At 49.0% G+C, this 12,376-nt stretch carries 11 protein-coding genes; 2 read left to right on the forward strand and 9 right to left on the reverse strand.

Annotated features, from left to right (window positions below; translation table 11 throughout):
* Positions 1 to 23: 23 nt before the first annotated feature.
* Positions 24 to 590, reverse strand: a complete 567-nt coding sequence (gene ampD, locus CEK60_RS15255; RefSeq protein ID WP_089039754.1) for a 1,6-anhydro-N-acetylmuramyl-L-alanine amidase AmpD — start codon at positions 588 to 590, stop codon at positions 24 to 26.
* Positions 591 to 673: 83 nt separating this feature from the next.
* Here ampD and nadC point away from each other — a divergent pair, with 83 nt between their 5' ends.
* Entirely contained in the window at positions 674 to 1,528 is an 855-nt protein-coding gene (gene nadC, locus CEK60_RS15260) for a carboxylating nicotinate-nucleotide diphosphorylase (protein WP_089039755.1), read from the forward strand.
* A 5-nt stretch (positions 1,529 to 1,533) separates the two neighbouring features.
* Here nadC and CEK60_RS15265 read toward each other — a convergent pair whose 3' ends face one another.
* Positions 1,534 to 2,094, reverse strand: a complete 561-nt coding sequence (locus CEK60_RS15265; RefSeq protein ID WP_089039756.1) for a GNAT family N-acetyltransferase — start codon at positions 2,092 to 2,094, stop codon at positions 1,534 to 1,536.
* Between the two features lie 119 nt (positions 2,095 to 2,213).
* Between CEK60_RS15265 and tsaA the strand changes: the two genes are divergently transcribed.
* Entirely contained in the window at positions 2,214 to 2,942 is a 729-nt protein-coding gene (gene tsaA, locus CEK60_RS15270) for a tRNA (N6-threonylcarbamoyladenosine(37)-N6)-methyltransferase TrmO (RefSeq protein ID WP_089039757.1), read from the forward strand.
* A gap of 61 nt (positions 2,943 to 3,003) precedes the next feature.
* Here tsaA and CEK60_RS15275 read toward each other — a convergent pair whose 3' ends face one another.
* The 7 genes from CEK60_RS15275 to CEK60_RS15305 form a co-directional block, all read right to left on the reverse strand.
* Positions 3,004 to 5,310, reverse strand: a complete 2,307-nt coding sequence (locus CEK60_RS15275) for a CHASE2 domain-containing protein (protein WP_089039758.1) — start codon at positions 5,308 to 5,310, stop codon at positions 3,004 to 3,006.
* 149 nt (positions 5,311 to 5,459) lie between these two features.
* Positions 5,460 to 6,758, reverse strand: coding sequence for a FecR domain-containing protein (locus CEK60_RS15280; RefSeq protein ID WP_089039759.1), 1,299 nt, complete (start codon positions 6,756 to 6,758; stop codon positions 5,460 to 5,462).
* 56 nt (positions 6,759 to 6,814) lie between these two features.
* The gene (locus tag CEK60_RS15285) at positions 6,815 to 7,735 is read right to left on the reverse strand and encodes an SH3 domain-containing protein (RefSeq protein ID WP_089039760.1); all 921 of its coding nucleotides are present in this window, start codon (positions 7,733 to 7,735) and stop codon (positions 6,815 to 6,817) included.
* 84 nt (positions 7,736 to 7,819) lie between these two features.
* A complete protein-coding gene (locus CEK60_RS22715; protein ID WP_213017642.1) occupies positions 7,820 to 8,149 on the reverse strand; it encodes a DUF6447 family protein in 330 nt (109 codons plus the stop codon).
* Between the two features lie 68 nt (positions 8,150 to 8,217).
* Complete coding sequence (locus tag CEK60_RS15295) at positions 8,218 to 8,643, reverse strand: hypothetical protein (RefSeq protein WP_089039761.1); 426 nt, start codon at positions 8,641 to 8,643, stop codon at positions 8,218 to 8,220.
* Between the two features lie 94 nt (positions 8,644 to 8,737).
* Positions 8,738 to 9,571: an OmpA family protein gene (locus CEK60_RS15300; protein WP_089039762.1), complete on the reverse strand. Its 834-nt coding sequence runs from the start codon at positions 9,569 to 9,571 to the stop codon at positions 8,738 to 8,740.
* 11 nt (positions 9,572 to 9,582) lie between these two features.
* Positions 9,583 to 12,376, reverse strand: a 2,794-nt coding sequence (locus CEK60_RS15305; RefSeq protein ID WP_198361372.1) for a YadA-like family protein, incomplete at its 5' end; no start/stop codon positions are given.

Raw genomic sequence — 12,376 nt, forward strand, 5'->3', positions numbered from 1 at the left:
TTGACGAATTTATTAGCCCGGCGCTAAGCATCTAACTGCTGAAAATAATAAGCCCAATCAAAGGCTGGCCCTGGATCAGTTTTACGCAGTGGAGCCACGTGGGCATGACCGGTAATACGCGACTTATCCAGCTGTGGGTAGCGCGCTATTAGCCACTGAGTTACCGCTACTAACCTTTGATATTGCGCTTTGGTAAAGGGGGTCACGTCGTCACCTTCCAATTCAATACCCACTGAAAAGTCATTTAAGGCTGTTCGCCACGCCTTTTGATACGGATCCAACCAGAATGAACGCCCGGCATGCCAAGCGCGATGATCTGTATCAACAAACTGTAAGCACTCGCCATCGCGGCGAATCAGAAAGTGAGCCGATACCCTAAGATGTGCAATCTCAGCAAAAAAGGGGTGCTCTGCTGAATTTAGCTGGTTAGTAAACAGCGCTTCAATGGCATCACCACTAAACTGGCCGGGCGGCAAACTAATCGCATGAATAAGCAGTAGCGAGACCTCACTATTGGGGCGCTGATCGCAGTTGGGTGATGCCACTTGTCTAGCGCTTGGCCACTGCCCCTCAAAGGCTGTACTTTTCATAACAGATACACTCTCCTCTACGTTGGCGTTCTCTTTCACTATAATGCCCAACACACCCAATAACGCCTAGAGAACGCACCGCCATGCATTATGAAAACGCTCTTGCCGACGAGATACGCGCTAGCGCAGCCCGCTTACTAGCTGAGGACATTGGCCCTGGCGATATTACAGCGCAGCTAATCCCTGAGAACCAATGGGCAACCGCCAGCATCATTACGCGTGAACCCGCAGTACTTTGTGGTGTTGCCTGGGTAGACGAGATTTTTCGACGGTTAGATAACCGCGTTACGCTACGTTGGCAGGCAGCAGACGGCGACTCTCTTCAAGCAGATCAGTGTTTTTTAGAGCTAGAAGGGCCTGCTCGCAGCCTACTGACCGGTGAGCGAGCGGCGCTAAATATGCTGCAAACATTGTCTGCCACGGCTACTTCAACACGACATTACGTTGATTTAATTGAAGGCACTAATGTCCGTCTACTCGATACGCGTAAAACGTTGCCTGGAATGCGCCTAGCCCAAAAGTACGCAGTCACCTGTGGCGGTGGACATAATCATCGCATTGGATTGTGGGATGCCTTCTTAATTAAAGAGAATCATATTACTGCTTGTGGCGGTATTCAGGCAGCCGTTGAGCAAGCTCGTAAACTGGCAAGTGACCTGCCAGTAGAGGTAGAGGTGGAAACGTTTGAGGAGCTTGATCAAGCACTCGCCGCAAAGGCAGACATTATTATGCTTGATAATTTCGCCTTAGAAGACTTGCATGTAGCCGTCGAAATAAACGGTGGGCGAGCAACACTTGAGGCCTCTGGCAATGTCGGCGCAGCAACATTAAAGGCAATTGCCGATACCGGTGTTGACTGTATTTCCAGCGGCGCACTTACCAAAGACCTAAAATCGATCGATTTATCGATGCGTATTACCCACACCTTCGACGTTTGATGTGCTCAGGTTTCGACAGCGTTGAGCTTTTTGACTAAGCGATAGCGTTTCAAAAGTTCGCCACTGCGCTCTACCCACTGCTCGCCGAGGTTGCTAAAACCTCGGCGAATCAAACGTTCATAAAGCACTAAACTTGCTTCAATTTCTACACTCGAGACGCCCTGCTCAAGCAACATACGTTCAGCGTGTATCAACAGTGTGGTACCGATCCCACGTCCAGTCAGTGAAGGCCACACATAAAGTGTCTCTATACGTTTGGCCGCAACATCCAGCTCTAAAAACCCTACACATCGCCCATCACAGCTGGCGACCAATGTAGTATAAAGCGTTTGTCTGGCCGCCCAGGCGCTTGCCTCGCGTGGCAGAGCACTCGCCCAAGCTCGGCGTTCGTCTACACCATAATGGGAAGCGGCGCCCTGCATCACAGCGTGATAAAACACCTCTGCTTGGTCAGCTGCATCACGGGCAAACCCTTCACGATAGATAATTCGTGGAGTGGGCGCAGAAGGTGTTTGGCTCGCGTTAGTACTTGTCGCGTTAGTACTTGTCACATTAGTACTTAGCATATATACAACTCCACTATTTATCTTTTCGCGTCGTACCATCGCACCTTAAGGTGTCATTGCACCCCAACTCGATGCTTGACTGCTTTATACTTCGTTTTTATCTACACGTAAGGTGTGTCATGCACGATATATCCATAAATGAGTCATTTGCCATCAACCCTATAGGTTATATTGAAAGCGACTACCCTGATAAGTTTGGCATTCCTCGCCAACCAGGACTAGCGACGGCAGCGAAAGCGACACTGGTATTAACGCCCCCCTTCAACACACCATTAAGCGTTCGTGGACTAGAAGCATTTAGCCACTTATGGATCAGCTTTATTTTTCACCGCAGTCCCGAAGAGTGGGCTCCCCTTGTACGCCCTCCCCGACTGGGTGGCAATAAAAAAATAGGGGTCTTCGCGAGTCGTAGCACACATCGGCCTAATCGTTTAGGGCTATCACTTGTTGAGCTAGTGGGTATTGATACGCACAATGGTGTAAGCCTACTGCTCAAAGGAGCAGATTTAATGACAGGTACACCTGTAGTGGATATCAAACCTTACCTGCCTTGGACTGAAGCCGTTCCGAATGCACGCTCAGGCTTTGCCCCAGCACCGCCACCTTTCTACCCTGTAGAATTCTCCTCAGCGGCCGAAACAGCGCTCGCTCAACGCGCAGATGCTAGTGACTTAAGGCGGCTCATTACTCAAGTATTAGGCCAAGACCCACGACCCGCCTACCATCAGGATCAACTAGAACGGGAATATGGCATGCAGTTAAGAGATGTCAATATTCGCTTTCAAGTACAACAGATGCCTGAGCTAGGCAACGTCGTTTATATCATCAACATTCAAAAAAACAACTAACAATTGGCACTTCGACAACTCACAACTCACAACTCACAACTCACAACTCACAACTCACAACTCACAACTCACAAGAAGGTAGCTTCATGGTAAATTGACTGCCTTTACCAAATTCACTTTCACAGTAAATCTCACCGCCATGCTTAGCGACTACCGTTTTCACCAATGCCAGTCCGAGGCCATGCCCTTCCGCCACGCTATCTTTATCGCTGCGCGTAAAGTCGTCAAAAATATTATTAATCTCTTCGGGCTCAATACCAACACCAGTATCAGAAACCTGCAGCACAACCCACTTACCTTGTCGACACACAAGAACATTAACCTCGCCACCAGACAGTGTATACTTAACAGCATTTTCAATTAAGTTAAATACCGATCTTGCAAGGTAGCCTTTATCGCCCAATACAGGAGCCCCGTCTTCATCTTGCAGCTCACTGACTAGTTTAATATCTTTCACTTTCGCTAGCGGATAAACTTGATCGAGTACCTCCATAACAACATCTTCAAAGAGCACAAACTCTCTTTTCAAGTCAAATGACTTAACTCGTGTTAAGTTAATAAAGTCATTAATCATCCCAAGCCCCATCGTGAGGCACTGTTCCAAATGATTATAGAAATTAGCTTGTGTCGTGGCCGACGCTGGATCTTTTTGGGCTTCTAGAAATGCTAGCGCTCTTGCCTGAGGAGCTTTCATGTCATGTGACAAGAAACTAAGCATACTAGATCGTTGTGCTTCAGCTTCTACTTCACTCGTCAGGTCAACCAGCCAGACCAACCAGCCTCCAGCAGCACTATTTGTCGTTGTAGATAACTCCCCCATTTCCAGCCGATACGTATGCTCATCTCTGTCAGTACATAAGCCACCTATTTGAATACCGTTGACGTCACTCATGCCAGTTGGCTCGGGCGGCCATATAGTCGAAAAACCTCGTTCTTCTTCAAAGGTTAGAAAGGATGGCAAAGCATCAATATGCTCAATGGCATGTTTCCCTTCCTTACAACAAATCGCCAATGCTTTTTTATTTGCCAGCAGCACCTCTCCCTTCTTATTTAGTATAAAGATAGGGAGCGGTAATGAGTGCATTGCATCTAATATAAATCGCCGCCCTTCTACAATTCGTCCTAGCGCAAACTCAAGCGCTTGAGACTGCTGATAAAGCTTTCCACCCTCACCTCGAATATCATCAGGCTGCCTAAAGGGCAAGATAGACGGTTCTTGGTATAACAATTCCAGCTCGCGCTTAAACCAAGAAAGTAAAGCTGCCTGGCTTTGCCACACAATGGCAATGATAGCGACCCCCAATGCTATTAAGCTCGCAAAAGGAGGCCACCACCACCTAAAACTCAGCGCAACTAGAGAAGCGCACAACACCCCAGCACCAAGTGATAGCACCACTAATAGTAAATAACGAAACCTTAGCCACCAGGCCATTAGCATTAAGACAACAATAGGCAAGCTTGCTAAAAATGCCCCTATCCAGCGGTCTACTTCGCGTATATAAGTTTCATTTCGCAGGGCATCGAGTAAGTGAGCATGTACCTCAACACCTGGCATTAAACCTGAAGACAATAACGACACATTGTAACGATCGCCCAAACCAAGAGCAGTCATGCCTACTAAGACAGTGCGACCTTGGAGCAAAGAAGCGGGTACATACCCCATTAATACATCATGGTAAGAAACGGTCGGATATGAGCCAGATGGACCACGAAATGGTATTCTTATCGCCTCAGTTGGCCAGTTTGATGATATCTCACGCCCTGCCTTTTTTTCTGGATCCACAAGAAGGGTCATTAGCTGTGGCCAGACATCATCACCGCGCTCAATCAACAGCTCCACTGACCGAGCTACGCCATCAGCATCAAGCATCACATTGATATGCCCAACGCCTTTGGCGGCAGATAATAATGGAGGGGGAGGGATTAATACATCTCGTGCCCTACCTTCCAGCATCGATTCAGGAAGGAGTGCCATAGGTAAATAAGTGCTGCCATGGCGATGCATCGCGTCAGCAAGCCGCCGATCCTCTTCAGGTAGCCGACTTGGCTCAACTAAAAGGATGTCCAAAACAATCGATTTCACCCCCCCTGCGTTCAACTGATCAATTAGCTGTGTGTGAACATCTCTAGACCAGGGCCAACGTCTCAATGCATGTAAACTAGGTTCATCAATCGCTACAACTAAAATATCGTCAGAGGGTGGCTCTGATTGCTTGGAAAGCCAAGCATCGTAAAAAAAATTATCAGACAAAAAGGGAGACAAACTATAAAGAAAAAAAGCAATGGGCAGTAACAAGCTGCCCATCACACACCATGTCATCACAAACCGCCGGTGCAATGCTCTCGAAAGGTTACTTCCCTGAGTCATTTAGGAAACCTCTGATTAACTATTGCGCTTGTCCATACTGCGTTAAAAATCATCTCGTGCGCGAGTCCGATCAAAACGCTCATTTACACTCCGTAAACTGCGCTTTTTCGTTGATTTTTGCCTTGTCTGGCCTGCGCTCATAACGTTAATCAGAGGCTCCTTAGTGTCCCAGTATCGAGAACAACGGTCATATTTGTACGTTCATCTAAGCTGACAACACGCCAGAATATCTCGTTGCCTGGCAGACGGCTTATCCTCAAAGGACCGTTATTTTGAGGCTCATAGTTTAATAAAACCTGCGTAAACTCATGATCTGCTGCTAGCTGCAAGCGATAGTTTGTTTGTGCTTTATGGAACCACTCGAATATCCACGCGTCTTCCTCTTGTTTAACGGATACTTGATCACCATGATGATGAATAACGAAAATAGCGCTCTCACCTTCAATACCAAGCTCATCTATAGCGGCTATTCGTAAATGATAGAACCCCGGTGGGAGTGGGTCGAACTGTATCTGGCTGCTCTGAGATAGCTGATCACGTATTATCGTTAAAAAGTTTGGATCACTTGCTATTTGCGCTCTGAAAGTCTGCCCCTGAATAGGTGACGAAATATCTACTTGTATAGACTCATTTGAAAGCGAATTGATAGCCACGCCCTCTGGCGGCGGTAATAGCGGTACTACTTGGATACCACCTTCTCTATCAACACGTGCCCCTTCGCCCTCATCTATTGAGGCTTCTGCAGTATTCACCCGGTGTTGAGCAGCAACATTCCCCTCATAAACCGACGTCAGCAGTGCTTCACCTGCATAGCTTGCCCGAAAGTGAGTACCACGCACACCTAGGACGCCCGCCGTTGTTTCTATATTGTATGCTCGCCTGCGCATGCGATTTTTCGGCACATATGACTCTACCTCTCCTTGCTCTAATTGAAACGTGATGCCTCTCTCTCCTTCACGCTTTAACACAATGCGTGAATTAGAGGGTACCACCGCTCTAGCTCCGTCACGCATTTGAACGGTCAAGGAAGAGCCTGGGCCAGTTTGAATAACAGAGCCGACCTCAATAAGGTCTCCACTCTTTAAAAGATTTTCACCGCTCTCTTCGACTAACCATGCATCGCCCGAACGGTATAGAACTGACAAAGGAAAAGGGTCGAGAGCATTGAGCTCCACCATGGTATCAGGCTGCAGTTTGAAGGGATCAGCGATCGCATTCACTTGCTGCAAAGTAGGCCACTCGTCAGGCGTGCCATAATAATATTCGGAGATGTCCCAAAGTGTATCGCCTGGCATCACTTGGTGAGTATCAGATGCGTAGGAAAGGCTCCCTATCAGTAAAAAAACACTCCCGAACACAACGCTTGAAAAACGCTGCAGCAGCGACTTAGCTTTCAGGCGACTCCCGCTGTTTCTTATATTCATAACGCCACCATTTTCAATGCGCAAAGGTACGCTCAGTAATGTACTTGCTGCTCAAACAACACTAATTCATATCAAAAAAATTATTCAATTAGCGTATTAGATACCCATCCCAACATCGGCCCCTGCTCGCCCTCAAAATAAATGTGGCTCCAGCCATCTACACTGCCCAGTACATAGACTATAGCCCCCTGCTCCAACTGGGTAATACGCTGATGATCTGTGCCATTACCCGCACGAATATTAATACGGCTAGCAGCTACCGTTTTTTGCTCAAGGTGTTCGCGACTTTCCCTAATATTACCCAGCGCTAACTCGTTACCGCCTCGCGCCGCATTCGCAAACCAGAACACCGCCCACGCATAATTGCGATCGACACCGCGGCCTCGGGCATACAAAGCCCCCAGATTATTCTGGGCAAAGGGATCATTCTGTTTAGCAGCTCGGTCGTACCATTCAAATGCTCGGCTAAAGCTTTGCCCTACACCGCGTCCATTCTCATAAAGGCTACCAAGATTATTCTGAGCAGGCACATGCCCTTGTTCGGCCGCAAGCTCAAACCAACGCGCTGCCAGGGAAGGGTCTTCCTCTACTCCCACCCCTTCAAGATATAGCAGCCCTAGCTGAAATTGCGCTGCTGCATCGTTCGCCTCTGCGGCTTTTTCGAGCCACTCCACAGCATCTGCAGGCCCCTTACCGTCAACTTCTTCGCGTAGAAATAACTCAGCAAGACGCATTTGAGCATCAGACTCTCCGTTATCCGCCGCTAAACGATACCACTTATAGGCCTCATTCTTATCTTCGCTAATCCCTTCACCACGCTCAAACATCATGCCTAGCGCAAACTGAGACTGCCCATCACCTCGCTCAGCAGCCGTACGCCACTCATGAATAGCGGAGGCGTAATGACCACGTTGGTATTCGTTAAGCCCTGCCTCATAATCCGCACTGGCTAGCGTGCTAATCCCGACAAAAACAAGGCTCAACCAGGGTAGTATCCTCATACTTAGGCCTTCCTTCACAAAAGCCCGATAGACTCTCGCCTACCGGGCATTCAACAAAATTGAGCAATCTCACAGCTTACAAGATTACTTCACTGGCGTTACCGACTGCGTCACTTCTGCCAAAATACGGGCATAAGTATTACGAGCCGTTTGCGTAATAGCCAGTTGATCTTGTAAACGCTGTAGTTCTTGATCAGTTACTCGCAAGTTCTGAAGCTGTTCGCGCCCCTGTTGTCCCAGGCTTTCAAGCGTGTACTTTTTACCGTCTATCGTGACCGTTGGCTGTGCTGCTTGCTCACCGACGGCAACCGCAGATTCACTTTCGTTAGCAGTTACGTTTTTGTCGTTTTGAGTGGCTTCACTTTTACTAACTGCACTGCTTTTTGCTGAACCTGTCGCACGCTGTTTGCTCATATAAAACGACCTCTTTAATTAATTTATTAGATTAAAGCAATAATATTATTTCAATTTACGATGAGATATCAGTCTTCAACTGACTCTTCTGCAACTGACTCTTCTTCAACTGCTTCAATAGCGTTAACATCTTCAGCTGGCATACCGACACGCTCATGGGTCAGTACACAAAGTACACCCGTGTTTGTATGTTGAATTTCAAAGTTGGTATCACAGAAAAGAGCCATGGTGTTAAGCACACGGTTTTCAAGTAACAGTGGGTTTTGCAAGTCATTTTCACTAACGACCAAACGTGCTAAAAATAGGCCACCTTCCGGACACTCTAGCGCTTGTTCGTCACTTACTGCTACACATATCGAGCTTTGATCCACTGACTCCTTAGCTGGTTGCTGTTGCTCTTGCTGCTCCGCCATGACTCCCATACTGAATACAGATAGACCAACTGCCGCCACAACTGCTGCTACGAACGTCGTGAGATAGCCAACATACTTCATTATTAAGTTCCTAGTTTCTAGTTTTTAAAAGGCAGGGGGTAACATCCCCCACCATTAGTAATTAATTTTTAGTACTAATTAACTAAATTAGCAACTAACGAGACGTCTCAGTAACCGTGATTTCAACTCGTCTATTCGGTCGCAAACACTCAGTCACACTTGGCGTTGCAATCCTCCCTGGGCACTCAACAACAGGATCTGCCATACCATGGCCAGCCGTCATAATATTTGAGCGGTGCACACCTCGGGTTGCCATACGGGCTCCCACGGTCTCAGCACGAGAGTTAGATAATGCTAAGTTATAAGCTTCATTACCAAAGCGGTCTGTATAACCCGCAATCGATATACTCGGATTTACAAAGTCATTTGTAATTGCCTGAGTTACCTGATCGACGGTTCGCTGCCCTTCTAACGTTAGCGTGTCGCTATCAAAATCAAATAACACGTCACCTGATAAGGTTAATTTCTCTTCGCGCGGCTCTGCGGCGATCTCTTCTACTTCAATGGGTATCAGTAACGCCGGGCACTGTGCATTTCGCCAACGGGTGCTTTCTAACGTCATGTCATCGCCATAGTGCACTTGGTATTGGCAGGTGAGGTACTCATTGCCATTCCCCGTGTACAGGTTAAACACGTAGTTCCACTCCCGCACCCCAAAGAACCCTTCCGCGTAATGGGGGTTACCAATGAGCTGCCGTACTTGCTCTTTGCTTTGCCCTTCTGCAATGCGCAGCACGCTATCCGGATCGACAAACTGGCCCCCGTCATACCAGTTGTCCGCTAGCGCTGGAAAGCCATCATCCACTTCACCTAGCTCTGCACGGTCGCTGTTAGGCGAGCTAGCACAGCCCGCTAAAACGAGAACGGCGGCGATACTGGCGGCCCCAAGGGCCGCCTTGTTCATCATTGTGTTACGAAGGTTGTTCACGTCGTTCTCCTTTACCAGTGCCAGCCAGCGCCAATACCTGCGCCGAAGTTGCTTTGCGAGTCACCCGTCACCTTGCCTTGAATCACCCAGCGACCATTGTCAGAAAGGCGCGAGATACCGACCGATACCGCCGACTCACCGCCATAAGTACCTGCCCCGACACCAATCATGCTCTTACCGGGCATCCAGGCTTGCGGCACCGTGGAAGCGGCAATCGCACTGGCAGAGCCCGCATTCGCGTTGCGTTCGACGCTGTCGATACGACCATGCACGTTGACGATCTCGTTCTGGAAGCGACGGCCAAGCTCGTTCATCTGCCCTACATTGACCGCATCGCTCTCATTAACACCCGGTGCGACGTTGGTGATAGTGGTGCCACCCGCATCAATGCCGTTAACCGTCATGCTCGGGCCATCTTTAATGCTCACACCGTCGTTATTAACCGTGGTGTTGCCGGTGGTGACACTATCTACATCCAAATCACGGTTCATCGTTATCTGTACACCGTCATCGGTTGTCTTGGTCGTGATATTGTCATCACCGGTGATCGCCACCGTATCACCCAGCTGGCGGTTAACCGTATCACCTTCATCAGCGCCAAAGTTCAACCCTAGCCCCAGCGTTTCGTTGATATCCGTGATGCTGTTTTCATTCGTGGTAATACGCTGGCTGTTGTCGGCGATATTCCCTTCGTTGTTGGTAATACGCTGGCTGTTGTCAACAATATTGGTGGTATTGTTAGCCACATTCTGGTTGGTATCGTGCAACTGGCTGCCGTTAATCGCATCGGAGCTATCATTGCTGATATCGCCATCCGCAACGTTCGTCAGCTTGGTGCCATCTTCACCTGCCAGCGTAACGCTGTCGTAGTTGATATCACCGTTGTCATCGCGGTCATACATGACAGCGCCGTCTGCGCCACCGCCACCCGTGTCACCTTCAACAATCGTCAGACGATCATCCAGGCTGCCCATAAAGTCCATCGCGGCATAGAGCTGGCTACCATTAATGGCATCGGTGCTATCCGCGGTGATACGCCCTGCCGCCACGTTGGTGATGGTGCGCTCGCTGCCCACACTGCCAACGCTGACGGTGGCGACGGGAGAAGCACCTGCAAACTGGTACGTTTGGCCTGCAATGTCTACCGATGCGGTACCAACCGCTTCTGCAGTGCGAGCGCCTTCCCCTAGCGCTACGCTACCTTGATGCGAGGCAATAGCGTCGTAGCCCATCGCCAGTGCGCGATCTGCAGAGGCCACAGCCTCGTAGCCCACGGCGGTGGAACCTTCTCCTTGGGCAAAGGCATCGCTTACTTCAAGTCCAGTGTCGTTGGTGCGCACGTAGCGAATACCTAAGCCATTTTCAGTAATATATTCATTACTAATATCGCCAGTCACGTTCGTCACGATGCTTTCTAGCTGATAAAGCTGAGAACCATTAACTGCATCTTTACTATCCGCAGATACATCGCCTTCTGCCAAGTTAGTGATCTTAGTATCACTCATATCGATACCCTCGACACTAATGACAGGACCACTTTCACTGACGGTGATGCTATTACCTACTTGCAGATCATCGTTTAGCGCCAATTCCAACGTCTCATCATCGCTCAGCTTGGTGATGATGTTGCTGTGCCCCTCGTCACCGGCTTCGCCTACGATATCGAGACGGTCGCCCAATCGGCGTTCAGTGTCATCACCTTCATCAGCACCAAACGTCAGCGGCGTATCCCCCAACTTAGTCACGCTGTTATCAACGTAGCTCTTGTTGGTGATGTGGTTGTTTTCAGTGATGTCTCCGTCGTAGGTGACGTTACCCTCGTTGTTAACTAAGAAGTTATCGCCCAGTTGAGTGATACCTTCCACCGTCAGGCTCTCATTCACCGTCATGTTATTGGTGGTAACACTGTCACCATCAATAAAGGTCTCGCCCACGGTGATGCTGTTGTCGACGTTCAAGTCAGCATTCAGAGCCAATTCCAGTGTTTCTTCATCAGTCACTTTGGTAATGATGTTGCTGTGACCTTCATCATCGGCTTCGCCCACAATATCAATACGGTCGCCCAAGCGGCGTTCAGTGTCTTCACCTTCATCAGCACCAAACGTTAACGGTGTATCCGCCACTTCGCTGACCGTGTTATCCACATACTGCTTGTTGGTGATGTGGTTGTTCTCGGTGACGTCGCCGTCGTAGGTGATGTTACCTTCGTTGTTAACGAAGAAGTTATCGCCCAGTTGGGTGGTGCCTTCTACCGTCAAGTTTTCGTTGATAGTGGTGCTGCCGTCGACGTATAGGTTCTCGTTCAGATAGGTGTCACCCTCAACCGTCAGGCTCTCGTTCACCGTCATGTTATTGGTGGTAACGCTGTCACCATCAATAAAAGTCTCGCCCACGGTGATGCTGTTGTCGACGTTCAAGTCGGCATTCAGCGCCAACTCCAGTGTTTCTTCATTAGTCACCTTGGTGATGATGTTGCTGTGACCTTCATCATCGGCTTCGCCCACGATGTCGAGACGATCGCCCAAACGGCGCTCAGTGTCTTCACCTTCGTTGGCACCAAACGTCAGTGGCGTATCGCCCAACTCGGTCACTGAGTTATCCACGTACTGCTTGTTGGTGATGTGGTTGCCTTCGGTGATATCGCCATCGTAGGTGACATTGCCTTCGTTGGTTACGACGAAGTTGTCGCCTAGTTGGGTCTCACCTGCCACCGTGAGGTTTTCGGTGATATCGACGTTGTTGGTGGTAATGCCACCTTCATTGATAGTGGTGTTGTTGGCCACCGTCAGTTCTTCGGTGACGTTG

It is taken from the genome of Halomonas sp. N3-2A (assembly GCF_002216165.1).
Lineage (GTDB): Bacteria > Pseudomonadota > Gammaproteobacteria > Pseudomonadales > Halomonadaceae > Vreelandella.

What these genes read in the sequence shown, in the direction of transcription:
- ampD (WP_089039754.1), bottom strand. Translation starts at nt 590, where the DNA reads ATGAAAAGTACAGCCTTTGAGGGGCAGTGGCCAAGCGCTAGACAAGTG.
- nadC (WP_089039755.1), top strand. Translation starts at nt 674, where the DNA reads ATGCATTATGAAAACGCTCTTGCCGACGAGATACGCGCTAGCGCAGCC.
- CEK60_RS15265 (WP_089039756.1), bottom strand. Translation starts at nt 2,094, where the DNA reads ATGCTAAGTACTAATGTGACAAGTACTAACGCGACAAGTACTAACGCG.
- tsaA (WP_089039757.1), top strand. Translation starts at nt 2,214, where the DNA reads ATGCACGATATATCCATAAATGAGTCATTTGCCATCAACCCTATAGGT.
- CEK60_RS15275 (WP_089039758.1), bottom strand. Translation starts at nt 5,310, where the DNA reads ATGACTCAGGGAAGTAACCTTTCGAGAGCATTGCACCGGCGGTTTGTG.
- CEK60_RS15285 (WP_089039760.1), bottom strand. Translation starts at nt 7,735, where the DNA reads ATGAGGATACTACCCTGGTTGAGCCTTGTTTTTGTCGGGATTAGCACG.
- CEK60_RS22715 (WP_213017642.1), bottom strand. Translation starts at nt 8,149, where the DNA reads ATGAGCAAACAGCGTGCGACAGGTTCAGCAAAAAGCAGTGCAGTTAGT.
- CEK60_RS15295 (WP_089039761.1), bottom strand. Translation starts at nt 8,643, where the DNA reads ATGAAGTATGTTGGCTATCTCACGACGTTCGTAGCAGCAGTTGTGGCG.